This window comes from Billgrantia zhangzhouensis, assembly GCF_021404465.1.
In the GTDB taxonomy this organism is placed as follows: Bacteria; Pseudomonadota; Gammaproteobacteria; order Pseudomonadales; family Halomonadaceae; genus Halomonas; species Halomonas zhangzhouensis.
Window position 1 is genome coordinate 37,202 of record NZ_JABFTT010000019.1, and the last position, 25,606, is coordinate 62,807.

Genomic DNA, 25,606 nt, shown 5'->3' on the forward strand with positions numbered 1-25,606 from the left:
TGAAGGAAGTCGCCGTGAATCCGGTCAAGAAAACGTTTCAATACGGTCGCAGCACCGTCACCCTGGAAACCGGGCGCATCGCCCGCCAAGCCACCGGTGCCGTCATGGTCACCATGGACGAAACCGTGGTGCTGTGCACCGTGGTGGCTCGCAAGGACACCAAGCCAGGGCAGGACTTCTTCCCGCTCTCTGTGCACTATCAGGAGAAGACCTACGCGGTCGGCAAGATTCCCGGCGGTTTCTTCAAGCGCGAGGGGCGTCCCACCGAGAAGGAGACCCTTACCTCGCGGCTGATCGACCGCCCGATCCGTCCGCTGTTCCCCAAGGGCTTCATGAACGAAGTGCAGGTCATCTGTACGGTGCTCTCCACCGATCGCAACCATGACCCGGATATTGCCGCCATGCTCGGCACCTCCGCGGCGCTGGCGATCTCCGGCGTGCCGTTCAACGGCCCCATCGGTGCCGCGCGCGTCGGTTTCAACGAGGAGAAGGGCTACTTCCTCAACCCCACCGTGGAAGAGCTCACCACCTCCGAGCTGGACATGGTCGTGGCCGGTACCGAGAAGGCCGTGCTGATGGTCGAGTCCGAGGCCCAGGAGCTGCTCGAGGACGAGATGCTGGGCGCCGTGCTCTACGGCCACCAGGAAATGCAGACGGCCATTCGTGCGATCAACGAACTGGCCGCCGAGGCTGGCAAGCCCAAGTGGGACTGGCAGCCCGCGCCCGAGAACACCGCGCTCAAGCAGGCGCTGGCGACGGCCTTCGAAGCCAAGGTCGGCGAAGCCTATCGCGTCACCGACAAGATGGCGCGTCAGGATGCGCTTGCTGCGCTCAAGGAGCAGGCGGTGGAGCAACTGGCCGGTGAGGAAGAGGGTCAGTTCGACGCCGAAGAGGTCAAGGGGGCCTTCGCCAGCCTCGAGAAGCGTGTGGTGCGCTCTCGCGTGATCAAGGGCGAGCCGCGCATCGACGGCCGCGACCAGAAGACCGTGCGGCCGCTGGCCATCGAGGTGGGCAGCCTGCCCAAGACCCACGGTTCGGCGATCTTCACCCGTGGCGAGACCCAGGCGATCGTAATTGCCACCCTGGGCACCCTGCGCGATGCCCAACTGATCGAATCGCTGGAAGGCGAACGCAAGGATCGTTTCCTGTTGCACTACAACTTCCCGCCCTACAGCGTGGGCGAGGCCGGCTTCATGGGCGGTCCCAAGCGTCGTGAAATCGGCCATGGCCGCCTGGCACGCCGCGGTGTGCAGGCGATGCTGCCGGAAGAGGCGGATTTCCCCTATACCATCCGCGTGGTCTCCGAGATCACCGAATCCAACGGTTCCAGCTCCATGGCTTCCGTCTGCGGTGCCTCGCTGGCACTGATGGATGCCGGCGTGCCGATGAAGGCACCGGTAGCCGGCATCGCCATGGGGCTGGTGAAGGACGACAACGGCTTTGCCGTGCTCACCGATATCCTCGGCGACGAAGACCATCTGGGCGACATGGACTTCAAGGTGGCGGGTAGCGCCGCCGGTGTCACTGCCCTACAGATGGACATCAAGATCGAGGGCATCAACGAGGAGATCATGGAGATCGCGCTGCAGCAGGCTCACGAAGCCCGCCTGCACATCCTCGAGCAGATGAACACGGTGATCAGCCAGAGCCGCGCCGAGATTTCCGAGAACGCGCCCTCGATGGCCACCATCAAGATCGATCCGGAGAAGATTCGCGACGTCATCGGCAAGGGCGGTGCCACCATCCGCAAGATCTGCGAAGACACTGGCGCTTCCATTGACCTGGACGACGACGGTACCGTGCGTATCTACGCCGAGGACAAGGTGGCGGCGAAGAAGGCCATCGACACCGTACTCGCCATCACCGCCGAAGCCGAGATCGGCAAGCTCTACCGCGGCAAGGTGGTGCGTATCGCCGACTTCGGCGCTTTCGTCAACATCATGCCGGGGACCGACGGCCTGGTGCACATCTCGCAGATCGTGCCCGAGCGGGTCAACGACGTGCGCGATTTCCTCAACGAAGGTGACGAGGTGGTGGTCAAGGTGCTCGACATCGACAACCGCAACCGCGTGAAGCTCACCATCAAGGAGATCACGCCGGAAGAGAAGGCCGCCTTCGAAGCCGAGCAGGCCGAGACCGCGCTGTAAGCGTACTCGATGCCGTAACGCGAACCGCCCCCATGGCCTGGCCATGAGGGCGGTTTTTTAGCATTGCGGCTGATCCGGCGACAGGCCTTTGCGGAGGCGCTGTAAACCCTTCCCTGGGCGCTACTTTTGCCTTCCCTGGCAAAAGACCTCCGCTACGTCCTGCCCCCGGCGCCGCTCGTGCCGCGGTACGTGCTTAGCGCTCGATGGCGAGGGCGACACCCTGCCCACCACCGATACACAGCGTGGCCAGGCCCTTCTTGGCGTCGCGGGCGATCATCTCGTGCAGCAGAGTGACCAGCACGCGGCAGCCGGAGGCGCCGATGGGGTGGCCCAGAGCAATGGCGCCGCCGTTGACGTTGACCTTGGAAGTATCCCAGCCGAGTTCCTTGTTGACCGAGAGTGCCTGGGCGGCAAAAGCCTCGTTAGCTTCGATCAGGTCGAGGTCGTCCAGGCTCCAGCCGGCCTTCTCCAGGCAGCGGCGAGTGGCCGGGGCCGGGCCGATGCCCATGATCGCCGGATCAACGCCGGCATTGGAGTAGGCGGCGATGCGCGCCAGCGGCTCGAGGCCGAGTTCGCGGGCCTTGTCGGCGGAGCACAGCATCACCACGGCGGCGCCGTCATTGATCGAGGAAGCGTTGCCGGCGGTAATGGTGCCGTCCTTCTTGAACGCGGGGCGCATGGCGCCGAGCTTGTCGGTAGTCACTTCGCGCGGGTTCTCGTCGGTGTCGAAGACTACCGGATCGCCCTTACGCTGGGGGATCTCGACGGGAACGATCTGGCCCTTGAAGCGCCCTTCCTTGATGGCGGCGGCGGCTTTCTGCTGGGAGGCGGCAGCGAATTCGTCCATGGCCTCACGGGAGATGCCGTACTTCTCGGCCAGGTTCTCGGCTGTGATGCCCATGTGGTAGTCGTTGAACGCATCCCACAGGCCGTCATGCACCATGGTGTCGATGGCCTTCCAGTCGCCCATGCGCTGGCCGTTGCGCGAATTGGGCAGCACGTGGGGCGAAGCGGACATGTTTTCCTGGCCGCCGGCGAGAATCAGTTCGGCATCGCCGCAGCGGATCGCCTGGGTCGCCAGGTGCAGGGCCTTGAGGCCGGAGCCACAGACCTTGTTGATGGTCATGGCGGGCACCGCGGCGGGCAGGCCGGCCTTGATGGAGGCCTGGCGCGCCGGATTCTGGCCCACGCCAGCGGTGAGCACTTGGCCGAGCAGCACTTCGTCGATCTGGTCGGCAGCCACGCCGGTCGAGGCCAGAATGTCCTTGATCACCAGGGCGCCGAGATCACTGGCGGGAATGCCGGCAAGCGATCCCCCAAAGGCGCCTATGGCGGTGCGGCGGGCGGCAACGATCACCACGTCTTTCATTGGAATTCTCCTGAGTCGTTCGCTGACGTTAGCGGGACCAGCATAGGCGACAATTGTGCACTGCGGCAATGCCCCCGGCGATTGCAGAGAACGGTGCCACAAGCTGCCTTGATCGGTCAGGCGAACTGGACGGGAATGGCGTTGCTGGTATGGCTGACGGCGTTGCCTTCCTGCAGGTAGACCAGGCTTGGCTGGTGGGTTTCCAGTTCGGCCTCGCTGTAGTGAGCATAGCTGCAAATGATGACGCGGTCGCCGGGGCCGGCGAGGTGGGCAGCGGCTCCGTTGATCGAGATGACGCGCGAACCCTCCTCGGCGCGAATGGCATAGGTGGTGAAGCGTTGGCCATTCTCGACGTTGTAGATCTGGATCTGCTCGTTCTCGCGAATGCCGGACATGTCCAACAGCTCGCCGTCGATGGCGCAGGAACCTTCGTAGTTGAGCACAGCGTGGGTGACGCGGGCCATATGCAGCTTGGCCTTGAGCATGATGGTGTACATGCGGACGCTTTCCTCGGGCGTGGGAAGCCGCCTTAGCGCGGCAGGATCAGGGTCAGGTTATCGATCAGGCGGGTCGTGCCCAGGCGGGCCGCGACCAGCAGCACGGCTTCACGGGTATCTGCGGTCACCGGTTCGAGACTGACGGCGCGAAGCTCCAGGTAATCGGGAACGAAGCCACATGCCTGCAATCGGTTCAGGCCCGTGGCCAAGGTGGCCTCGACGGCCTCACCGGCCTCGAGTTTCTCGCGCAGCAAGGCAAGGGTGCGCTGAAGCTCGGGTGCCGTGGCGCGTTCGGTCTCGTCGAGATAACCGTTGCGCGAAGAGAGAGCCAGGCCATCGTCGGCGCGCACGATCGGCACGCCGACGATCTCGATGGGGAAGTGCAGGTCGGCGACCAGCTTCCTGATCACCGCCAACTGCTGGTAGTCCTTCTCGCCGAAGCAGGCCACGTCGGGCTGCACCAGATTGAACAGGATGCTGACCACGGTGGCGACGCCGTCGAAATGGCCAGGCCGCGAGCCACCACACAGCCCCTCGCTGACCACCGGCACGCGAACCTGGGTGAGGTCCTGCAGGCCGTGAGGGTAGAGCGTGGCGTCGCTGGGCGCGAACAGCAGGTCACAGCCGGCGCTTCCCAGCTTCGCCTGGTCGTCGAGCAGGGTGCGCGGATAGGCGTCGAGATCCTCCCCTGCGCCAAACTGCAGCGGGTTGACGAAAACGGTGGCTACGACCACGTCGGCATGGTGCCGGGCAGCTGCCACCAGCGCCAGATGACCCTCGTGCAGGTTGCCCATGGTTGGCACCAGTCCGATGCGCTGGCCGCGTTGGCGGAATTCGCCAAGCGCTTCGCGCAGCTCAGGAATGTCTTGCAGGGTACGCATCAGGGGGCTCCCAGAAGGTAGCGAGCGAGAGCTAGAAGCAGTGCTCCTCGGCAGGAAAGCGGCGCGCCTTGACCTCTTCATGATAACGGCGGAATGCGTCGGCAATGTCGTCGGCCTCGGCCATGAAGTTCTTGACGAAGCGCGGCGTGCGGCCATGGGTGACGCCGAGCACGTCATGCATGACGAGAATCTGGCCGTCGGTGTCCGGGCCAGCGCCAATGCCGATCACCGGGACCTCGAGGGCTTCGGTGATGGCACGGCCGAGGCTTGCCGGCACGCACTCGAGCAGGATGGCCGAGGCGCCCGCTTCGACCAGGGTGCGGGCGTCTTCCAGGATTTGGGCGGCACACTCGGCGTCGCGGCCCTGCACCTTGTAGCCGCCAAGCTGGTAGACCGTCTGCGGCGTCAGCCCCAGGTGGGCGCACACCGGCACGCCGCGGCGGGTCAACTCACGAATGCCATCGGCCATCCATGCCTCACCCTCGACCTTGACGATCTCGGCGCCGGCACGCATCAGCACGGCGGCGTCTTGCAGCAGGCGTTCGGTGGTGGCATTGCTCATGAACGGCAGGTCGGCCATCAGCAGGCTGGGGCCCTTGGCACGTGCCACACAGCGGGTGTGATAGGCGATCTCGTCGATGGTGACTGGCAGGGTGCTGGCATGCCCCTGCAGCACCATACCGAGGGAATCGCCGACCAACAGTGCCTCGATGCCGGCATCAGCGGCGGTACGCGCGAAAGAAGCGTCGTAAGCGGTCAGGCAGCTGAAGGTTTCACCTGCGCGCTTGTGGGCCTGCAGCGTGCTTAGCGTGACGGTTTTCATAGCGTGCTCTCGTTGTGTTCCAGGGCGCTGAGCCGGGGGCTCGGCGTCCAGTGCTGCGCGTGATTGTTACCAGAATGCGGCACTCGTGTCGACCGGTAACAACTTGCGCCTCAGTTGCTCCTGCAGGGTAACACTTTGACCTCGCCTGCTGCAGAGTGAATTCCCGCCAGCTCGGCGATACGCCGTCCACCCGGCAACCGCAGCTGCGGTGCCAGCTCGACGAGCGGCAGCAGGACGAAGTCACGTGTCGTCATTTCCGGGTGCGGCACGCGCAGCCTCGGCAGTGACAGCGTGTCATCACCGTACAGTAGCAGGTCGAGATCGAGGGTGCGGGGGCCCCAGTGGCGCTGGCGAATCCGGCGATGGCGTTGTTCCAGTGCTTGCAGCTGATCGAGCAGGGCGAGAGCAGAGAGACGCGTTCGCAGGTGGGCGACGGCGTTGATGAAATCCGCTTGATCCTGGGGGCCGACCGGGCGACTGACGTAGAGCCTTGATGCGGCAAGGCATTGGGTCAGTGGCAGTGTGCCGAGTTCGTCGAGTGCGCGGCGGATCTGGTCGACCGGGTCGTCGAGGTTACTGCCAAGCCCGACGTAGACATCGATGAACGGCGTCATGAGTTGCCGGGTGAGCTGCGCCGACGCCGTTTGCGTGGACGCCGACGGCGCGTCTTTCCGCCTGGATCGCCTTCGCCGCCGGCTTTCTCGAGCAGGCGCCGCTGTTCATGCTCGTCGCCTTCTTGATAGGCGGTCCACCATTCGCCGAGGCCAGGCTCGATCTCGCCCGCGGCCTCACGCAGGAGCAGGAAGTCGTAGGCAGCTCGAAAGCGCGGATGCTCACGGGTTTGCAATGCACGCTTGCCGCGACGCTGGGGCAGGCGCTGCTGAAGGTCCCAGATGTCGCGCATCGGCATGCTGAAGCGTTTGGGAATCGAGATATGCTGCAGCTGGCGCGACAAAACCTGCTGCGAGGCAAGCTGCAGTGCCGGGACGGGGGGCATTCCTTCGGCTTCCAGAGCGGTCTGGCGGCGCTGTACGGGCCCCCACAGCAGCGCGGCGAAGAGAAAGGCCGGGGTCACTGGGCGCTCTTCGTGGATACGCTTGTCAGTACTGGCCAGGGCCTGTTCGATGAGCGGGACGGCCCAAGGCAGCTCGGCCATGATTTCCTCGGTTTCGGGAAACAGCATGGCGAACAGGCCGTAATGGCGCAGCAGACGGAAGGTTTCGACACCATGCCCGGCCATGAACAGCTTGAGCACCTCGTCGAACAGCCGCGCTGGTGGAATCTGCAGCAGCAGTGGTGCCAGCTCCTTGATCGGTGCTTCCGAGCCGGGAGCGATATGGAAGTCCAGCTTGGCAGCGAAACGAACCGCACGCAGCATGCGCACCGGGTCTTCGCGATAGCGCACGGCCGGGTCGCCGATCAGGCGCAGGGTGCGCGTTTCGATGTCGCGCATGCCCTCGGCAAAGTCGTGGATCGAGAAGTCGGCGATGCTGTAGTAGATCGCATTGACGGTGAAGTCGCGGCGGATGGCGTCTTCCTGGATATTGCCCCAGACATTGTCGCGCAGCAGCAGGCCATGTTCCGATTGCTGCGCGATATGGTCGCCATGGTCGTCGCCGTGGGTGCCGCGAAAGGTGGTGACCTCGATTACCTCGCGACCGAAGCGTACGTGAACGATGCGAAAGCGTCGGCCGATGATGCGTGAGTTGCGGAACAGCTCGCGCACCTGCTCCGGTGTGGCATCGGTGGCGACATCGAAATCCTTGGGCATCTTGCCGAGCAGCGAGTCGCGAATGCAGCCGCCGACCAGATAGGCCTCGAATCCGGCATTGTGCAGGCGATAGAGTACCTTCAGCGCCGGCTCGCTGAAGTGCTGGCGCGACACGGGATGCTGATCGCGGGGGATGATTCGAGGACCAAGCTGCCCTCCGGAAGCATCCTGAGGGCCGAAGAGTGTCCTGAAATGTGCACCAGGGCTCTGCAGAAAGCGGGTAAATCCTTTGAACATGCGGCGATTTCGACTCGCAGTGCGAAAGTTGTAGAGTGTAGCCGACCACCGACACCTTGCAAAGCGCCGGGCGGACTCACCGCAAGCACATCGTTGGAGTGGACATGGCAAATAGAGGAGGCCGTTAGGCCTCCTCTGACAAGCTAAACGGTGCTGCGTCCTTGCGGCTGCTTCTTCTTCGTGATGGCGCATCGCCTTGAATACGCACCACAGTCACCAAGAGTCACAGGTAAACAGTGTTGTTGTGATTGTTGACGTTCCTGGTTGCGACCGCCTCGTATTCAAAACAATAATCCAACCACGACGGCATGGATGGTATGCCTGCCTTCGGCTTGTTGATGTTGTTGCCGAAGGTGCGCGCTTGCGGCCATTGTTCTTGTTGTGGGCCGGGGGTGGCGCGTCGCGTCCTGATGGATCCGGTGCTTCGCTCGGGTCTTATTGTTGTTGGGCAAAGCGAAGGGCGGCTTCTCCGAGGCATGTTGTTGTTATTGCCCCTAGCCGCGTCTCTTTCAGCCTGCCGTTGTTTTTGTTGGCGCAGGCTCTGCCTCCCATGATGCCTGTTGTTCTTATTGGCTCGGGTGGCAGCCGGACGTTGTTTTTCTTGTTCTGTATGTTGCACGGCACGTGCCAACGTTGTTTTTTATTCATTAGGAACAGCGGGTTATAAATATTCCTGCGATGTAGCCTGTCTTCGCATGGCAGATGTGTTACCCCTGTTGCGCCATGTCGGGGCAAATTCTGGGTGGGAAGGTAACACCTGGTGCATGGCGGTCCGGCCGAGCAAGAAAAAGCGCCTTCGGTGAACCTGTCGAAGGCGCTTGAACGTTAGTCGTAGAGATAGCTGTAGAGAAAGCCGTAAAGAGTGCGCCCGATAGGTCAGGCGTTGCTGCGTCGCGCCTGCTTCTTGCGCGGAATGCCTAGTCGCTGGCGTCGCTCCCAGAGGCACTTACGGCTGATTCCCAACTTCTGGGCGAGCTCGGTCTCGCTCATATGGTCTTGGTGTTCCAGCACGAAATGCTGGAAATAATCCTCCAGCGAGAGGTCCTCCTCGGCGCTCTCCTCTTCGTCCGCTGGCGGGTTGGCAGGTATTGACCGCAGCTCGGTCGTGCCACGGGGTTGTGATGTCGGGCTTCCGGCCAGCCCTAGGTCGTCCGGGTGGATCAGGTGGCCCTCGGCGAGGATAACGCCGCGCTCCAGGGCGTTCTCGAGTTCACGCACATTGCCGGGCCAGGGGTAATCGCGAATTTCGCGCCGTGCCGCGCGCGATAGGCGTAATCCCTCGCGGTGGTGGCGCTTGCAGGCCTTTTCCAGCAGCACTTCGGCGATCCGCAGGACATCGTCCTCGCGCTCGCGCAGCGGCGGCAGGTCGATCTGCATCACGTTGAGTCGGTAGTAGAGATCGAGGCGGAATTCACCGGTCTTGGAGAGTGCTCGCAGGTCACGGTGCGTGGCGGCGATCAGGCGCACGTCGACATGGCGCGTTTCCACCGAGCCGATGCGGCGGATCTCGCCCTCCTGAAGTACCCGTAGCAGACGTGCCTGGGCATCCAGCGGCAGCTCGCCGATCTCATCGAGAAACAGGGTGCCGCCATCGGCGGCTTCGACCAGGCCGGTGCGGGCGGCGCTGGCGCCAGTGAAGGCGCCTTTCTCATGGCCGAACAGCTCCGATTCGATCAGTGTCTCGGGAATGGCCGCGCAGTTGACGCAGATGAGGGGCGCATGAGTGCGTTGGCTCTGCTGATGAATGGCGCGGGCCACCAGTTCCTTGCCGGTACCCGACTCACCCTGGATCAGTACGGTGACGTCGGCAGGCGCCGTCTTGCGAATGCGGGTGTAGACCGCCTGCATGGCCGTGCACTCGCCGATCATCTGCTGGCGCGAGCCCCCGGCATCGGTGATGTCGGGCGGCGGGGCGCGATGCGACGATTGCTGATGCAAGACGCGCGACACGGTTTCCAGCAGCTCGTCATGGTCGAAGGGCTTGGCCACGTAGTCGACGGCGCCCTGCTTCAACGATTCGACCGCCGAGCGCATGCTGGCATAACTGGTCATGATCAGCACCGGCACCGGTACGGCCTGCTCGATCAGGTCGGTGCCGGGCTCGCCGGGCAGGCGCAGATCGCTGATTACCAGGTCGAAGCTGCGCGGTTCCAGCGCGAGCGCCTCATCCACACAGCCGGCCTCGCTGACTGCATAGCCATGGCGCTCCAGCAGCCGGCGTAGCGCAGTGCGGATGATGGCTTCGTCTTCAACGATCAGAATCCGGCTCATCGGTATGTTCACCATCCTCTCGTTCGGTGGGCAGCCATAGACAGATGCGAGTACCGCGTTGCTGTCCTGGGGGCGGTGATTCGATCTCGATTCTGCCATGATGCTCGGCCACGATGCTGTAGACCAGCGGCAGCCCAAGTCCGGTGCCCTCGCCCGGCGGCTTGGTGGTGGTAAAAGGCTCGAAGAGGTGCTCGCGAACCCGGTCGTCGAGGCCGTGCCCTTCGTCGGTCACCGTGACCATCAGCATGCTGCCTTCAGGCACGGCATCGATTACCACCAGCCCGCTCGGTTCGCTGGCATCGCGCGCGTTGGTCAGCAGATTGATCATGACCTGCTGCAAACGTTGAGCGTCGCCGAAAACCGCCAAGTCGACGGAGCAGCGGTTGTGGTAATGGACATCCTCACCCGAGCGTGCCAACTGGATCAAGTGCAGTGCTTCGTCGGCGATGGCGGCGATGGAGACCGGCGCTAGCGTGGTGCCCTTGACGTGGCGGCCGCCGTGAGCGAAGCCGACCAGCGAGCTGACGATGCGCGAAATACGGTCGGTGAGCTGCTGGATCTGGCGTGCCGTCTCCAGTACTTCGGGATCGTCGGTGTCATAACGCAGGTTCTGAGCCAGCGACGAGATGCCGGTCACCGGGTTGCCGATCTCATGGGCCACACCGGCCGCCAACTGACCGATCGATGCCAGTCGTGCGGCATGTACCAGTTCGTCCTCCAGCCACTTCATCTCGCTGTGATCCTCGATCAGGATCACGGTTCCGCCGCGCACGTCGTCGTCGGCCTGTAGCTCGGCGCGATGCAGCGTCAGGTAGCGCGTGCCACCCTTGAGTTCGACCGGCTGCTTGTAGAGCTGGTCGCTGGGCGCGGCCAAGGCGCGGCCCAATAGCTCGCTCCAGGGGCTCGGCAGGCCGTCGCGGCGTGCCCCCACCACGCTCGAGCCATCGATGCCGGAAAGATCGGCCAGGGCATCGTTCCACATCAGCAGCTCGTCATCGACGCCGAAGGCGCATAGCCCTACCGGTAGTCGGGCGAGAATGCGACGGTGGTAGCGGCGTAGACCGTCGAGTTCACGGGCCAGGCCGGTCAGTCGTGAGCGATAGGCCTCGAGCCGGCTCTCGACGAAGTGGATGTCAGCTGTGGGCTCCTGGCCGCTGCGGCGGTAGGGCAGGTAGCGATCGACGATGTCCTGCGCCACCGAGGGACCCATCAGGCCTGAGAGGTTGGCCTGGATGCGATCGCGCAGCCGGCGCAGGGCATAAGGGCGTCCATCGAGCGGCGACATGCCAAGGTCGGTAAGCGCACGTTCCACTTCGCGCTGGGCCACCTCCTCGCCCAGAGCCTGGGCCAGGGGCTGCTTGAACTCCTCGCCGGTGGTGGCAATCAACGGCAGCCGCTTGGGGCGGATCACGGCGTCCACCGAACAGGCCTCGGCGGCGGCGCGTTCGCCTTCGGAAGTGCGCGTGGCGAGCGACACGATGATGAAGACGAGTACGTTGAGCGCCAGCGATACCAGGGTCACCACGTACCAGTCTGGCTCGCCGGCGAGCAGCTCCAGGCCCGGTGGGATCAGGATCAGGGTGGGCAGGCCGGTGAGTAATGGCAGCCACAGGCCGACGAGCCAGATCAATACTCCCACCACCAAACCCGACACCATGCCCTTGCGGTTGGCGCCCGGCCAATAGAGCAGTGCCAGCAGCCCCGGCAGGCACTGGGCCATGCCGACGAAGGCTGCCAGGGCCAGGGTGGTCAGGTCGTGATGGACGCCGACCGTACGATAGAACAGCCAGCCGCCCAGAATGACGATGGCCATCAACGCCCGGCGCAGCCAGCGCAGCCAGTGGTAGAGGTTGGGTTGTGCTTCGGGCGGGTGGGCCACCAGAAGGACGTGATTGAGGATCATGCCCGACAGCGCCATGGTGATGATCACCATGGTGCCGCTGGTGGCCGCCAGGCCCGCGAGAAAGGCCAAGGCCTGGATCCAGAATGACTCGGACAGGCTGAAGGCGAGGTAGGCGGCGCCGATCGTGTCATGCGTACCCAGACGCTGGCCGGCCCACAGGATCAGTGGTACGGGAATCGCCATCAGCAGCAGGAACAGCGGCAGCGACCAGCTCGCCTGCAGCAGGGTGTGGCGCGACAGGGTCTCGGCGAAGGTGATGTGGAAGATGTGCGGCATCAGCAGCGCGGCGGCGAAGAACAGCAGCAACAGGGTGCGCCAGTGAGCGGCGTCGGGTTGCACCACGCTGGCCTGGTAGGCCTGTCCGGGGCCATCCAGCCAGCTTTGTAGATCGGCGGGGCCTGCGAAGACGACGAACAGGGCAAAGGCGCCCAGCGCTAGCATGGCGACGAGCTTTATCACCGACGTGAGCGCGATCACGGCGAGGAGGGTGTCGTGCCGGGCGGTGCCCTTGCCGCGGCGCGTACCGAAAGTCATCGCGAACAGTGCAATCAGCAGACACAGGGCCAGGGCGAACAGGGATGGCGAGGTGGTACCGGTCATCAGGTAGGCGGCGTCACCCAGGGTCTGGACCTGCAGCGCTAGTAGCGGCATCACGGCCAGCAGGCTGATCACGGTGATCAGAGTGCCGACCCAGCGCGAGCGAAAGCGGAAGGCGAACAGGTCGGCCAGCGAGGAGAGCTGGTGGGTGCGGGTCATGCGCTGGATCGGTACCAGCAGCACCGGGGCCAGCAGGAAGGCGCCGGCCACGCCCAGGTAGTAGGCCAGATAGCCATAGCCCGAATCGGCCGCCAGCTCCAGGCTGCCGTAGATCGCCCAGGCGCTGGCATAGACGCCGAGCGCCAGAGTGTAGACGGCTGGATGGCGTGTCACCCTGCGACTGAGCCAACCTCGCTCCACCGCTAGTGCGCAGAGGAACATCAGCAGCAGGTAGCCGGCACCCAGGGCGAAGACGCTGGTCAGGCTAGCGCTCATCGAGTTTTCTCTTCTGTTCGAGCCACAGCGTCAGGGCGATCAATACTCCCCAGATGGCAAAGGGGCGGTACCAGGCCACGCCGGGGCTCGACCAGCCGCTCATCAGCAGCGGCGAGAGCAGGTAGCCGCCGAAGACCAGGAACAGCATGATGCGATAGACGTACATGGGGGCTCCTCACTCCCTGCGATGGGCCTCGGGACGGATTCGGCACGGTTCCCAGTGGCCAATGGCCCAGGCAAGCTGCTCCTGCACTGGCGCCGTTCTCAGCTCGGTGGGCGGGGCCTGGTCGAGAGAGACAAGGGCGCCATGCAGCAGCGGACGCACCAGAGCGTCCTCGAGCGGCAGCGCGGGGGCCAGATTCTGCTTCGACAGCTTCTGACCTTCGCGGTTGACGATCAAGGGCAGATGGAGGTAACGCGGCTCGGGCAGGCCCAGCGCGTGCTGTAATTGGCGCTGCCAGGGTGTGTTGTCGAGCAGGTCATGGCCTCGTACCACATCGCTGATGCCTTGGTCGGCATCGTCCACCACCACGGCGAGCTGGTAAGCCCACAGTCCATCCTTGCGCTGGAGTACCACGTCGCCGAGCTCGGCGGGATCGAAGCGCTGTTCGCCGAACAGCCGATCCTGCCAGACCACAGGACGCAGGCCGAGGTCGCTGCGCAATCGCCAGGCAACCGGTTGGCCCGGCTCGCGCGGACCTTTACGGCACCAGCCAGGATAGATCGGATGTTCACGCCACTGCTTGCGCGAGCAAGTGCAAGGGTAAGCCAAGCCCAGTGCCTCGAGCCGCTCTAGCGCGGCAGCGTAGGCCGGGTCGCGGTCGTGCTGCCAGCGCACCGGGCCGTCCCAGTGCAGACCGAAAACCTCGAGCTGGCGCAGAATGGTATCGGCCGCTCCCGCTGGGCAGCGTGGCGGGTCGATATCCTCGATGCGCAGCAGCCATTCGCCGCCGACGCGGCGGGCATCGAGAAAGCTGGCCAGGGCCGCGATCAGCGAACCGAAGTGCAGTGAGCCCGAAGGTGTGGGGGCAAAGCGGCCGCGGTAGCCGGTCATGATTGGCTCCTGGCAACGGTGTCCGACATGCAAACGGGCACCCAGCGGTGCCCGTTGCGAAACGACATGACGCTCACCGAAGAGGCATCAGCCGCCGAGCTGTTTTTCCTTGAGCTCGGCCAGGGTCTTGCAATCGACGCACAGCGTGGCGGTAGGACGCGCCTCCAGGCGACGAATGCCGATCTCGACGCCACAGGCCTCGCAGAAGCCGTAGTCGTCTTCATCGATCTTCTCGAGTGTCTCGTTGATCTTCTTGAGCAGTTTGCGTTCGCGGTCGCGGGTACGCAGCTCCAGGCTGAAGCCCTCTTCCTGGGTGGCCCGGTCCGCGGGGTCGGCGTAGTTGTTCGCCTCTTCCTGCAGATGGCGCACCGTGCGATCCACTTCTTCCATGAGCTCCTGTTTCCAGCCCAGCAGGATCTGTCGGAAGTGCTCAAGCTGCTGCTCGTTCATGTACTCTTCACCCGGTGCCGCCTCGTACGGGGTGAATTTTTTGGGCGCTTCCGCTTTTTTGTCTGCTACTGGCATGGGACTGCCTCATTACTTGAGTGACTGCTGATCAATACCCGCCGCACGTCGTGCAAGGTATCTCACGCCAAAGGCATGCTTGTTTATCGGAATTCGACGAGTTTTGCAATACCCCACGAATGCAGGCGGGGCCTCCCAGCAGGTCGAATCGATGGTATGGTTTTTTGACCGCTGAAACGGTAGAAGTGCCCACCGGCGGTCGTTCAATCAGTATTCAGGAGACTTAGATGCCGTGGAATCCGCGCGTTGAACGCGTCGCGCCCTTTCGTGTGATGAGTCTGCTGGAGGCTGCCCAGGCACGCGAGGCGGCCGGACACGATGTCATCCATCTCGAGGTGGGCGAGCCCGACTTCGCCACTCCCGAACCGGTGGTGGCGGCCGGACGCGCGGCGCTGGCGGCCGGTCATACGCGCTACAGCCCGGCGGCGGGGCTGCCGGCGCTGCGTGAAGCGATCGCCGGGCACTATGCCGCGCGCTTCGGTGCAGAGGTCGATCCCCGGCGTATCCTGGTCACGCCGGGGGCTTCCGGGGCGTTGCTGCTGGCCAGCCAACTGCTGGTCGGTCGCGGTGATCGGGTGCTGATGGCCGATCCCAACTATCCCTGCAACCGCCACTTCATGGCCCTGGCCGGCGCCGAGGTGGACAACGTGCCCATCGGTCCGCACAGCGGCTGGCAGCTCGATGCCAACCTCATCGCACAGCATTGGCAAGACGCGACCCGGCTGGTGATGCTCGCCACGCCGTCCAACCCTACCGGCCATATGCTCGATGCGGCACAACTGAAGGCGGTGGCCGACACGGTGACCGAGCGCGATGGCCACCTGCTGGTGGATGAAATCTATCAAGGTCTCAGCTATGACCTCGAGCCGCTGACGGTGGCGTCGCTCACGCCGGATGCCTTCGTGGTCAACAGCTTTTCCAAGTACTTCGGCATGACTGGCTGGCGCCTAGGGTGGCTGCTGGCACCACAGGAGGCCGTGGAACCGCTGACCCGGCTGGCGCAGAATGTGTTCCTCGCCGCGCCTACCCCGGCCCAGCATGCGGCGCTGGCCGCCTTCACCCCTGAGTGCCAGGAGCTGCTCGAGGCACGCCGCCACGAGCTTGGCCGGCGTCGCGATGCACTGCTGGCCGGTCTCGCCCGGCTTGGCCTGGCGCCATCGCTGCCACCCCAGGGCGCCTTCTACCTGTGGCTCGACATCTCGCGCTACAGCCGCGACAGCCAGGTCTTCTGTCAGCGTCTGCTGGAGGAGGAGAACGTTGCTATTACGCCCGGAGTCGACTTCGCCGTGAACGGCGGCGAGCATCACGTGCGCATCGCCTTCACGACCGACATCGCCCGCCTGGAGGAGGCGGTGAGTCGCCTCGAGCGCTTCCTGGCGCGATTGTAGGAGTCGAGATGGAATATCCCCGCCTGGTCCCCGGCGTGTTACTGCGTCGCTACAAGCGCTTTCTCGCCGACATACGCCTCGACGATGGCCGCGAGGTGGTGGCCCACTGCCCCAATACCGGCTCGATGCGGGCAGTCAACGTGCCGGGCTGTCGCGTGTGGCTGGCGCCCAGCGACAACCCGGCACGCAAGCTGGCCTGGACTTGGGAGTTGATCGAGCTGACCCAGCCCGACGGCAGCGTGGCGCTGGCCTCGGTGCATACCGGGCGTACCAACCGCATCGTCGAGGAAGCGCTGAGCGCAGGGCGGGTACCGGCGCTGGCCGGCTATGCCATGCTCAGGCGCGAGGCCAGGGTAGAGGGAGCGCGGCTTGACTTTCGCCTCGACGATGACAAGCGTGGCAGCGCTTACGTCGAGGTCAAGCAGGTGACGCTCAAGGAATTCGATGGCCACGGCTACTTCCCCGATGCGGTGAGCGAGCGAGGCCGCAAGCACCTGCTGGCATTGGCGGCCCTGGCCGAACAGGGGCAGCGTGCGGTGCTGCTGTTCTGCGTGGCTCACACCGGTATTCGCGACGTGGCCCCGGCGGCACATCTCGACCCGGCCTATGCCGCCACGCTCCGGGCCGTGGTCGAACGGGGCGTGGAGGTGGTGGCGCACGGCTGCGAGGTCGGCTGGCGGAACGGCAGCCCGGTGGCGATCATGCTGGGAGAACGGCTCCCGGTATCACTCACCCGCCAGGTGAATGTTGCCTTCGGTGTCGATTGAGATCGGCAGCGCTTCCAGGAAGCGCCCTTGGCAGGGGCCGAATACGCATTCGCCGGTTTCCGGCAGAAACAGCGCGCCGTGCATGCCGCACTGGATCAGTTCGCCACCTGCCTCGAGAAAATTCCCCTCCGGCACGTTCAGCGGCACCTGCTGATGCGGACAGCGGTTGACGAAAGCGCTGACCTGGTCGTGCACGCGCACTAGAAAGGCGTGGCGGCCGTCAGGCAACGTCAGGCCGTATGAAGCAGAGGCCTCGAACTGGCCCAGCCGAGCGATGATGTCAGCCATGCTCAGCGATCGATATGGAAGCGCTGGATGAAACCCACTTCGGCCGGATCCCGGTTGCGGTCGTAGCGAACCTCCAGCGCGAAATGCATCGGCTCGTCGTCGCGGATGCGAAACACCGCAATCTGCGACTGTGTGCTGCCTTCACGCAGGGCGCGGAACTGGAGTGGCGTGCGCTCGCCCTGGAGCTCACCCACCGTGCCGCTGACCGAGGCGTTGATTGGACGCAGCTCGCCATCGACATCCTCGAGTACGCTGACGTTGAGCAGCGCCAGGGCGGGACTGCGCTGGATGCCATGGGCCTCGGTCACCGACTCGGGCAGGAAGCTGGTGCTCACGGCACTATAGTGAACCTGGTAGTTGCCGATCCGCTCGAACTGCTGGGCCTGACCCGAAAGCGGCAGCAGCCCCAGCAGCAGGATAACGGCCAGAGCTCGATGGTACGACAAAAGACATTTCGGCATGGCGCTCTCCTTGACTAGGCTGCCGGTCGATGGTTGGCGGTCATCGGCGATCCTGGCGCTCGACGCGGAATATCGCGATCTCACCGAACAGGTTGGGCCACAGCCGCGTGGCCCAGTGGCCTTCGTGGTCGCCGATGCCCACGGCCCGGTCGGTGATGCGCAGCCCCTTCTCGCGGCACAGGTGCTCGAAGTCGTTGAAGGTCGACAGGTGGATGTTGGGCGTATCGTACCAGGCGTGCGGCAGCGACTTGGAGACCGGCATGTAGCCGCGGATGCCGAGGTGGACCCGATGGCGCCAGTAGGCGAAGTTGGGGAAGGTGATGATGCACTCGTCGGCCACCCTCAGCATCTCGTCGAGCATGCGGTCAGGACGACGCAGCGCCTGCAGCGCCTGGGTCATGATCACCAGGTCGTAGGTGTCGTCCTCGAAGTGCACCAGCCCCTCGTCGAGGTTCTGCTCGATCACGCTGACGCCCTTGGCGATGCAGGCCGTGATGCCCTCCGGATCGATCTCCAGGCCGTAGCCGGTGACGCCCTTGTCCCGCGCCAGGGCCTCGAGCAGAGTGCCGTCGCCGCAGGCCAGGTCGAGGATGTGGGCACCCTCGGGCACCCAGCGATGAATCAGCTCCAGGTCGGTGCGCATCATGCTCGCTCCTCCAGGCCCAGTTCGCGGGCGACACGTGACATGAAGGCGGCGAAAACCGCCTGGTAGCGTGGCTCCGGCAACAGGAAGGCGTCGTGGCCGTGAGGCGAGTCGATGTTGACGTAGCTCACCGGCTTGCCGGCCCGTGTCAGCGCGTTGGCCAGCTCCCGCGAGCGCGAGGGCGGGAAGCGCCAGTCGCTGGTGAAACTTACCACCAGGAACGGGCACTGGCTGGGGGCGACGGCATGGGCCAGCACGCCACCGTGCTCCGCGGCCGGATCGAAGTAATCCAGTGCCTTGGTCATCAGCAGGTAGGTGTTGGCATCGAACGCGGTGGAGAAGGTATCGCCCTGGTAGCGCAGGTATGACTCGACCTGGAACTCGACGTCATAGCCGAAATTCAGGTCCTCGCTGCGCAGATCGCGCCCAAACTTGCTGCCCATGGCATCTTCCGAGAGGTAGGTGATGTGTCCCACCATGCGTGCCAGCTTGAGACCGCGCTTCGGAGCGGTGCCGTGCTCGGCGTACCAGCCGTCGTGGAAATCCGGGTCGGAGCGGATCGCCTGGCGTGCCACCTCGTTGAAGGCGATGTTCTGTGCCGAGAGCTTGGGTGTGGCAGCGATGATGACGGCGTTGGCGACCCGCTCGGGGTAGGTCAGGCTCCACTGCAGCGCCTGCATGCCACCGAGGCTGCCGCCGATTACGGCGGCGAAGCGCTCGATGCCCAGGCGATCGGCCAGTCGCGCCTGGCTGTGCACCCAATCGCTCACCGTGACCATGGGAAAGTCAGGCCCCCACAGGCGTCCCGTGGCAGCGTTCGTGCTGTTCGGGCCGGTACTGCCGTGGCAGCCGCCCAGGTTGTTCAGCGAGACCACGAAAAAGCGGTTGGTGTCGATCGACTTGCCCGGGCCGATGTGGGCATCCCACCAGCCGGGCTTGCGCTCGTCGGCATCATGATAGCCGGCGGCATGGTGATGGCCCGACAGAGCATGACAGATCAGCACCGCATTGGAGCGTTCGGCATTGAGCGTGCCGTAGGTCTCGTAGACCAGATCATAAGCCGGCAGCGTCCTGCCGCAGGCCAGGGCCAAAGGGTCGTCGAAGTGCGCCGTTTGCGGCGTCACCAGGCCGACCGAGTCATTGGGAAACTCGGGCATGTGTCGTTCTATGTCCAGTCGTTGAGGTCCACCAGAGGCGGACGGCGCCTCACAGGCCCACCAGGGCGCCGGTGATACCGGCGGCACGGGTCAGTGCGCCGACCACGATACCATCGATGAGGCTGATGGCGATGAAGACCACGATGGGCGACAGGTCGATCATGCCCAGCGGCGGGATGACCCGGCGCACCGGAGCCATGATCGGCTCCACCAGTTGCATGATCAGCAGCGCTCCGGGGTGGCTGGCGTTAGGAGCCACCCAGCTCAGGATGATCATCACGATCAGCGCGAAGAAGTAGATCTTGAGAATGGCATTGGCGATGGCAGCCACGGCGCCGATCGCTACCTGGGTGACGGGAGGCATGCCAAAGCCGGCGATTTGCAGAATTGCCACGATGCTGACCGCCTTGAGCACGAAGGCAGCCGCCAGAGTGGCCAGATCGAAGCGTCCCAGCACCGGCCCCAGAAAGCTCTGGAAGGGGCGAACCACAGGTTGGGTGATCTTGACCACTGACTGGCTGATGGGGTTGTAGTAATCGGCCTGCGATGCCTGCAGCAGGAAGCGCAGCATCATCAGGAACAGGTAAATGTTGATCAGGGTGTTGACCAGCAACAGGCCGGCATTTCCCAGTTGGCCCATGTGGGCTCCTCCCTACTCGTCGAGATGGGCCACCCGAACGGCCGGGCGGCACGAAAGCTAACGCTGGCCGAGCTCTTCGGCCATTTCACGGGCGCGGGCGGCGCAGGCTTCCATGGCATCGGCGAGGATGCCGCGCAGTCCGGCCTGTTCGAGATGTTCGATGGCGCGCTCGGTGGTGCCGCCCGGGGACATTACGTTGCGCTTGAGCCGATCCGGAGTGAGGTCGCTCTGCTGGGCCATGCGAGCGGCTCCCAGGGCTGTCTGAATGGCCAGGCGCCGGGCGGTCTCGGCCGGCAGGCCAAGCTTCACGCCAGCCTCCTCCATGGCTTCGAACATCAGGAAGAAATAGGCCGGGGCGCTACCGGATACCGCGGTCACGGCATCCAGCAGGTTTTCCTCTTCCACCCACTCGACAATCCCCACGGCCTCGAGCAGCTCGCTCGCCAGGGCGCGCTGCTCTGCACTGACTTCGGGGGTGGCGTAAAGACCGGCGGCGCCTGCGCCGACCAGTGACGGGGTATTGGGCATGCAGCGTACCAGCGGCAGCCCGCCGCCCAGCCAGGCTTGCAGCGATTCGGCAGTGAGGCCGGCGGCTACTGAGATGACCAAGGGGCGCTGACGCTGCAGAGTATCGCGTAGCCCCTCGCAGACATCGCGCATGACCTGTGGCTTCACGGCCAGCACCACGACATCGGCGTCGCGCACTGCCGCGGCATTATCGGTATTGGTACGGATGCCGAAGCGCTCGTGCAGCGGTGCCAGGAAGGCATCGCTTGGGGAAGTAGCGGTAATGGCGGTGGCCGGGTGGCCATTGTCGATCATGCCGCCGATGATGGCGCTGGCCATGTTGCCGGCGCCAATGAAGGTGACTCTGCTGGCCATTGCGATCTGTCCTTCTTCTGTTATGAGCGTCCGGCTCGCACCGGTACGCATGCATCGTTTAACGACGCGATGTGTTGCGCGCGCCGAAGATGGCCGTACCCAGTCGTACCAGGGTGGCCCCCTCGAGTACGGCGGCTTCCAGGTCGTCGCTCATGCCCATCGACAGGGTATCCAGCGGTGCGTCGGGAAAGCGTTCGCGCAGCGACTCCAGCGCTTGGCGTAGCCGCGCCAGAGGTTCACGCTGGCGAGCCAGATCCGCGGCCGGTGCCGGTATGGCCATCAACCCACGCAGGCGCAGATGCGGCATCGAGAGTACCGCTTCCGCCAGTTCCTCCAACTCGCCGAAGGCAACTCCCGACTTGCTGGCCTCGTCGCTGACGTTGACCTGCAGACACACCTCAAGTGGCGCCAATGCCTCGGGGCGCTGATCGTTCAGCCGTCGCGCGACCTTCTCGCGGTCGACGCTGTGGACCCAGTCGAAGTGCTCGGCTACGGCGCGTGTCTTGTTGGCCTGTAGTGGGCCGATGAAGTGCCATACGATCCCCTCCAGGTCGACGAGCGCACGTTGTTTTGCCAGCGCTTCCTGTACGTAGTTCTCTCCGAACTCGCGTTGGCCAAGCTGCCAGGCCTCGCGGATCATGTCGGCTGGCTTGGTCTTGCTGACCGCCAGTAGCCGTGCGGCATCAGCAGGACGACCGGCGGCTGCCAGGGCATCGGCCAGGCGCCGGCGAGCGCTGACCAGCGAGTCGGAAAGCAGGGTGTCCGTCATCTCAGCCACAGGAAGTCCGTCCTGTCCGCAAGTCTGTCATACTCACTGGAACCTTAACCGGGGAGCAGGGAAAACGCATGGATATTACCGAACTGCTGGCGTTTTCGGCAAAGCAGAACGCTTCCGACCTGCATCTGTCGGCTGGCTTGCCGCCAATGATTCGGGTCGATGGCGACATCCGCCGTCTCAACGTGCCAGCTCTGGAAGATCGTGAGGTCCGCGAGCTGATCTACGGCATCATGAGCGATCGCCAGCGCCGCGACTACGAGGAGTTCTTCGAGACCGACTTCTCCTTCGAGGTCCCCGGCGTGGCTCGCTTCCGCGTCAACGCCTTCAACCAGGCCCGCGGAGCCGGTGCGGTCTTTCGCACCATCCCCAGTGAGGTACTGACGATGGAGGACCTGGGGTTGGGCGAAGTTTTCCGCCGCCTTGCGCTGCTGCCGCGTGGCCTGGTACTTGTCACCGGCCCCACCGGCTCGGGCAAGAGTACCACTCTGGCCGCGATGATCGACTATATCAACGATCACCGTTACGACCATATCCTCACCATCGAGGATCCGGTGGAATTCGTTCATCGCAGCAAGTGCTGCCTGATCAATCAACGCGAGGTGCATCGTGATACGCATGGCTTCGCCCAGGCGCTGCGCAGCGCACTGCGCGAAGACCCCGACGTAATCCTGGTAGGCGAGATGCGCGACCTCGAAACCATCCGGCTGGCGCTCACCGCCGCCGAGACCGGTCACCTGGTGTTCGGCACCCTGCATACCACCTCGGCAGCCAAGACCATCGACCGGATCATCGACGTCTTCCCGGGCGAGGAGAAGGCCATGGTGCGCTCGATGCTGTCGGAGTCGCTGCAGGCGGTCATCTCCCAGACCTTGCTCAAACGTCGCAGTGGTGGGCGAGTCGCGGCCCACGAGATCCTCATCGCCAATGCAGCGGTGCGCAACCTGATCCGTGAGGACAAGGTGGCGCAGATCTATTCCGCTATCCAGACCGGCGGCAGCCTGGGCATGCAAACTCTCGATGCCGCCCTGGCCAAGCTGGTCTCCGAGGACGTGGTCAGTCGCGATGAGGCACAGGTTCAAGCCAGGAACGCGCTGGCCGTTTGAGCATCCGTTTTTTCGCATGAGCCTCATGGCCAGGTCTGGCTCGGGCATTCCTCAACCTGCCCGCTATCGTCCCACAGCAAGCTTTGCGGGCCATAATGACGGTCGTTGTCTGGCCTCTGTCTCAGGGAGCGTAGACGCCGCCGAGCACGCGCGGGCCGGCGGCGCCGGTAACGCTGGGCAGATTGCCGGGCATGCCTTCCAGGCGACGCCAGGCGAGCCAGGCAAAGGCTCCCGCTTCCAGCCAGTCGGCTGGCCAGCCCCAATCGCTGCTGGGCACCAGAGCCGTCTCGGGCAGGCGCTGGGCCAGTCGGTAGAGCAGGTCGCGGTTATGCGCACCTCCCCCGCAGGGGATCAGTGCCGTGGCGACCGGCGCACCGACCAGCTCGCGTGCCATCTCGATTCCCAGTGCTACGCTGGTGGCGGTCAGCTCCGCCAGCGTGGCCTGGACGTCCTCGGCACGCTCCCGCCCCGTCAGATGCCGGCTCAGCCAGTCGAGATGGAATACCTCGCGTCCGGTGCTGCGCGGCGGGGGACGATGAAAGAAGGGCTCGGCAAGCAGGCGCTCCAGCAGCGTTTCGTCCACTCGGCCCGATGCCGCCCAGGCGCCATCGGCATCGAAGCGGGCGCCGCGGTGCCGCGCGTGCCAGGCATCCAACAGGGCATTGGCCGGACCGGTATCGAAGCCGATGACCTTGGCCTTGCTCTCCCTAGGCGGTAGCAGCGTCAGATTGGCGAAGCCGCCCAGGTTGAGTACCAGTTGCCACTGCCCCGGTTGTCGGAACAGTGCCTCGTGAAAGGCAGGTGCCAGTGGCGCGGCCTGACCGCCGGCGGCCAGATCGCGACGGCGGAAGTCGGCTACTACCTGGCAGCCGGTCAGTTCGGCCAGCAGGCTGGGGTTGTCGAGTTGCAGGGTGTAGGCGGGGCCTTCAGCGTGTCCCCAGGGGGCGTGCTCAATGGTCTGGCCGTGGCTGCCGATGGCGGTAACCTGCTCGGTTGCGATGCCATTGCCTGCAAGCAGGTGCCCGACCGCAGCAGCCTGGAGCCGGCAGAAGGCATCCTCGGCACTGGCCAGCTCGGCGAAGGCGACCCGTTCGGCCTGGCAGAGCTCGAGCAGCTGCTCACGCAGCGTTTCGGGCATCGGCTCGGCGTGGGTGGCAAGCAGGCGCACGCTCCCCGTGGAGTCGGTCTCGACCAGGGCGGCATCGATGCCGTCCAGGCTGGTGCCGGACATCAAACCCACGAATAGTGCCATCTCTCTTTCTCCCTTAGGCTGGGGGGACCGTGAGGCATTAAGTCATGCTACCATCGTCCCCCATTCGATGGACCCTGCCCGCACGGGCGATCAACGTATTTGGAGTGGGAGAGATGAGCGAGGTCGCAAGCGCGCTGGCGCTGCTGAAACGAGGCACCCAGGAGATCCTGCTGGAGGACGAGCTGATCAAGAAGCTCGAGTCCGGCCGCAAGCTGCGCATCAAGGCGGGCTTCGATCCCACGGCTCCCGATCTGCACCTCGGCCATAGCGTGCTGCTGACCAAGATGCGCCAGTTCCAGGACCTGGGACACCAGATCATCTTTCTGATCGGCGACTTCACCGGGCGCATCGGTGATCCCACCGGCAAGAACGTCACCCGCAAGCCGCTCACTGAAGAAGAGGTCCGTGCCAACGCCCAGACCTACAAGGAGCAGGTGTTCAAGATCCTCGATCCCGAAAAGACCGAGGTGCGCTTCAACTCCGAGTGGTTCAGCGAGCTTACCGCGGCCAAGATGATCGAGCTGGCCGCCCAGAGCACCGTGGCGCGCATGCTCGAGCGCGACGACTTCGACAAGCGCTACAAGTCGGGTCAGCCAATCTCCATTCACGAGTTCCTCTACCCGCTGGTGCAGGGCTACGACTCCGTAGCGCTCGAAGCCGATGTCGAGATGGGCGGCACCGACCAGAAGTTCAACCTGCTGATGGGGCGCGAGATCCAGAAGCACTTCGGCATGGAACCGCAGGTGGTCATCACCATGCCGCTGCTCGAGGGCCTCGACGGCGTGCAGAAGATGTCGAAGTCGCTGGGCAACTACGTCGGCGTCGACGAGGCGCCGGGCTCGATGTTCAACAAGCTTGTCTCCATGCCCGATAGCCTGATGTGGCGCTACTTCGAACTGCTCTCGCTGAAATCCAACGAAGAGATCGAGGCGCTCAAGCGCGATGTCGAGGCCGGTGCCAACCCGCGCGACATCAAGATGATCCTCGCTCGCGAGCTGATCGGCCGCTACCACGGCGAAGAGGCTGCGGCGAACGCTCACAAATCAGCTGGCAACCGCCTGGCCGAAGGCGAGCTGCCCGAAGACCTGCCCGAGGTGGAGGTAGACTTCGAGGGCAGCGCCCAGGCGCCCATCGCCGCGGTGCTCAACCGGGCAGGGCTGGCCAACAACAGCGCTCAGGCCAAGGACATGCTGGGCAACGGGCGGGTCAAGGTCGACGGCGAAGTGGTGGCCAAGGATGCCATGCTCGACACGGGCAAGAGCTACGTGATTCAGGCCGGCAAGAAGCGCTATGCCCGAGTGGCGCTACGCTGAGTCATTCCACCGGCCCCAGGCCAACTGATGACAAGTCAGTTGCTCTACCGACGCCCGCCCCGCGCGGGCGTCGTCGTCTCCGGTCCCGGTGCAAAACCATCCACAGCCCCTCGTTTGCAAGCGCCTGTGGATAGCTTGCTCGCCCGTGTCCTGACATCGCATTGTCACGCTCCTGAAATTTTTTTGCCGCCGCCTCTTGCGGGGCTCAGGGGAAAGCCGTAAAGTACGCATCCGCTGCCGGCGACGGACAACGTTGCAGGCGGTGGTTGGGGTGGTAAGTGGTTGTCATGGTTTGAATTTTCTCGACTCGCTTCGCAAAATTCTCGCTTGACGCCCATGGCGGATTCGGTAGAATGCGCCCCGCTCACTGGAGACCCGCTGAGGGCTCTACGGCAGCCAGCCACGCTGGGCTTCGATGTCAGGG

24 protein-coding genes are annotated in these 25,606 nt (G+C 64.4%); 5 read left to right on the forward strand and 19 right to left on the reverse strand.

Going from position 1 to position 25,606, the window contains the following annotated elements:
- The first annotated feature begins 14 nt into the window (after positions 1-14).
- Entirely contained in the window at positions 15-2,147 is a 2,133-nt protein-coding gene (gene pnp, locus HOP51_RS19690) for a polyribonucleotide nucleotidyltransferase (protein ID WP_159555244.1), read from the forward strand.
- 193 nt (positions 2,148-2,340) lie between these two features.
- Here pnp and HOP51_RS19695 read toward each other — a convergent pair whose 3' ends face one another.
- The 11 genes from HOP51_RS19695 to dksA all read right to left on the reverse strand — a co-directional run bounded on the left by HOP51_RS19695 (position 2,341) and on the right by dksA (position 14,510).
- Complete coding sequence (locus HOP51_RS19695; RefSeq protein ID WP_234275576.1) at positions 2,341-3,516, reverse strand: acetyl-CoA C-acetyltransferase; 1,176 nt, start codon at positions 3,514-3,516, stop codon at positions 2,341-2,343.
- Positions 3,517-3,632: 116 nt separating this feature from the next.
- Positions 3,633-4,013, reverse strand: a complete 381-nt coding sequence (panD, locus tag HOP51_RS19700; RefSeq protein WP_159555240.1) for an aspartate 1-decarboxylase — start codon at positions 4,011-4,013, stop codon at positions 3,633-3,635.
- A gap of 32 nt (positions 4,014-4,045) precedes the next feature.
- A complete protein-coding gene (panC, locus tag HOP51_RS19705; protein ID WP_234275577.1) occupies positions 4,046-4,894 on the reverse strand; it encodes a pantoate--beta-alanine ligase in 849 nt (282 codons plus the stop codon).
- 31 nt (positions 4,895-4,925) lie between these two features.
- The gene (panB, locus tag HOP51_RS19710; protein ID WP_234275578.1) at positions 4,926-5,717 is read right to left on the reverse strand and encodes a 3-methyl-2-oxobutanoate hydroxymethyltransferase; all 792 of its coding nucleotides are present in this window, start codon (positions 5,715-5,717) and stop codon (positions 4,926-4,928) included.
- Between the two features lie 110 nt (positions 5,718-5,827).
- Positions 5,828-6,331 carry a 2-amino-4-hydroxy-6-hydroxymethyldihydropteridine diphosphokinase gene (folK, locus tag HOP51_RS19715; RefSeq protein WP_234275579.1) on the reverse strand — a complete coding sequence of 168 codons (504 nt, stop codon included), beginning with the start codon at positions 6,329-6,331 and terminating at the stop codon, positions 5,828-5,830.
- Entirely contained in the window at positions 6,328-7,725 is a 1,398-nt protein-coding gene (gene pcnB, locus HOP51_RS19720) for a polynucleotide adenylyltransferase PcnB (RefSeq protein WP_234275580.1), read from the reverse strand. Before pcnB ends, folK begins: the two co-directional genes overlap by 4 nt.
- An 876-nt stretch (positions 7,726-8,601) precedes the next feature.
- Positions 8,602-9,996, reverse strand: coding sequence for a sigma-54-dependent transcriptional regulator (locus tag HOP51_RS19725; protein ID WP_234275581.1), 1,395 nt, complete (start codon positions 9,994-9,996; stop codon positions 8,602-8,604).
- A complete protein-coding gene (locus tag HOP51_RS19730) occupies positions 9,974-12,931 on the reverse strand; it encodes an ATP-binding protein (RefSeq protein ID WP_234275582.1) in 2,958 nt (985 codons plus the stop codon). Before HOP51_RS19730 ends, HOP51_RS19725 begins: the two co-directional genes overlap by 23 nt.
- Positions 12,921-13,097 carry a hypothetical protein gene (locus tag HOP51_RS19735; protein WP_197448823.1) on the reverse strand — a complete coding sequence of 59 codons (177 nt, stop codon included), beginning with the start codon at positions 13,095-13,097 and terminating at the stop codon, positions 12,921-12,923. The genes HOP51_RS19730 and HOP51_RS19735 overlap by 11 nt, the downstream gene beginning before the upstream one ends.
- Before the next feature lie 9 nt (positions 13,098-13,106).
- Positions 13,107-13,985, reverse strand: a complete 879-nt coding sequence (gene gluQRS / locus HOP51_RS19740; RefSeq protein WP_234275583.1) for a tRNA glutamyl-Q(34) synthetase GluQRS — start codon at positions 13,983-13,985, stop codon at positions 13,107-13,109.
- An 87-nt stretch (positions 13,986-14,072) separates the two neighbouring features.
- Positions 14,073-14,510 (reverse strand): RNA polymerase-binding protein DksA, encoded by a 438-nt coding sequence (gene dksA / locus HOP51_RS19745; protein ID WP_111415238.1) that lies wholly within the window; start codon positions 14,508-14,510, stop codon positions 14,073-14,075.
- Positions 14,511-14,737: 227 nt separating this feature from the next.
- Between dksA and HOP51_RS19750 the strand changes: the two genes are divergently transcribed.
- Positions 14,738-15,898 (forward strand): pyridoxal phosphate-dependent aminotransferase, encoded by a 1,161-nt coding sequence (locus HOP51_RS19750; RefSeq protein ID WP_234275584.1) that lies wholly within the window; start codon positions 14,738-14,740, stop codon positions 15,896-15,898.
- Between the two features lie 8 nt (positions 15,899-15,906).
- Entirely contained in the window at positions 15,907-16,665 is a 759-nt protein-coding gene (sfsA, locus tag HOP51_RS19755) for a DNA/RNA nuclease SfsA (RefSeq protein WP_234275585.1), read from the forward strand.
- Here the strand turns inward: sfsA and HOP51_RS19760 are convergent.
- The 7 genes from HOP51_RS19760 to HOP51_RS19790 are packed head-to-tail and all read right to left on the reverse strand — an operon-like array spanning position 16,624 to position 21,505.
- Entirely contained in the window at positions 16,624-16,953 is a 330-nt protein-coding gene (locus HOP51_RS19760) for a Rieske (2Fe-2S) protein (RefSeq protein WP_234275586.1), read from the reverse strand. The genes sfsA and HOP51_RS19760 overlap by 42 nt on opposite strands.
- A 2-nt stretch (positions 16,954-16,955) precedes the next feature.
- Entirely contained in the window at positions 16,956-17,414 is a 459-nt protein-coding gene (locus HOP51_RS19765) for a DUF4426 domain-containing protein (RefSeq protein ID WP_234275587.1), read from the reverse strand.
- Positions 17,415-17,454: 40 nt separating this feature from the next.
- A complete protein-coding gene (gene metW, locus HOP51_RS19770) occupies positions 17,455-18,057 on the reverse strand; it encodes a methionine biosynthesis protein MetW (protein WP_234275597.1) in 603 nt (200 codons plus the stop codon).
- Positions 18,057-19,214, reverse strand: a complete 1,158-nt coding sequence (gene metX, locus HOP51_RS19775) for a homoserine O-succinyltransferase MetX (RefSeq protein WP_234275588.1) — start codon at positions 19,212-19,214, stop codon at positions 18,057-18,059. Before metX ends, metW begins: the two co-directional genes overlap by 1 nt.
- Positions 19,215-19,263: 49 nt before the next feature.
- Positions 19,264-19,854, reverse strand: coding sequence for a YggT family protein (locus HOP51_RS19780; protein ID WP_234275589.1), 591 nt, complete (start codon positions 19,852-19,854; stop codon positions 19,264-19,266).
- A gap of 57 nt (positions 19,855-19,911) precedes the next feature.
- Entirely contained in the window at positions 19,912-20,736 is an 825-nt protein-coding gene (gene proC, locus HOP51_RS19785; RefSeq protein ID WP_234275590.1) for a pyrroline-5-carboxylate reductase, read from the reverse strand.
- 58 nt (positions 20,737-20,794) lie between these two features.
- A complete protein-coding gene (locus tag HOP51_RS19790) occupies positions 20,795-21,505 on the reverse strand; it encodes a YggS family pyridoxal phosphate-dependent enzyme (RefSeq protein WP_234275598.1) in 711 nt (236 codons plus the stop codon).
- Between the two features lie 77 nt (positions 21,506-21,582).
- On the opposite strand from HOP51_RS19790, the gene HOP51_RS19795 reads away from it, so the two are divergent.
- Positions 21,583-22,617, forward strand: a complete 1,035-nt coding sequence (locus HOP51_RS19795; protein WP_159555214.1) for a type IV pilus twitching motility protein PilT — start codon at positions 21,583-21,585, stop codon at positions 22,615-22,617.
- A gap of 121 nt (positions 22,618-22,738) precedes the next feature.
- On the opposite strand, the gene HOP51_RS19800 is transcribed toward HOP51_RS19795, so the two are convergent.
- On the reverse strand, positions 22,739-23,869 hold the full coding sequence (locus HOP51_RS19800; protein WP_234275591.1) for an anhydro-N-acetylmuramic acid kinase: 1,131 nt from the start codon (positions 23,867-23,869) through the stop codon (positions 22,739-22,741).
- A 113-nt stretch (positions 23,870-23,982) separates the two neighbouring features.
- Here HOP51_RS19800 and tyrS point away from each other — a divergent pair, with 113 nt between their 5' ends.
- Positions 23,983-25,182: a tyrosine--tRNA ligase gene (tyrS, locus tag HOP51_RS19805; protein ID WP_234275592.1), complete on the forward strand. Its 1,200-nt coding sequence runs from the start codon at positions 23,983-23,985 to the stop codon at positions 25,180-25,182.
- Positions 25,183-25,606: the final 424 nt, after the last annotated feature.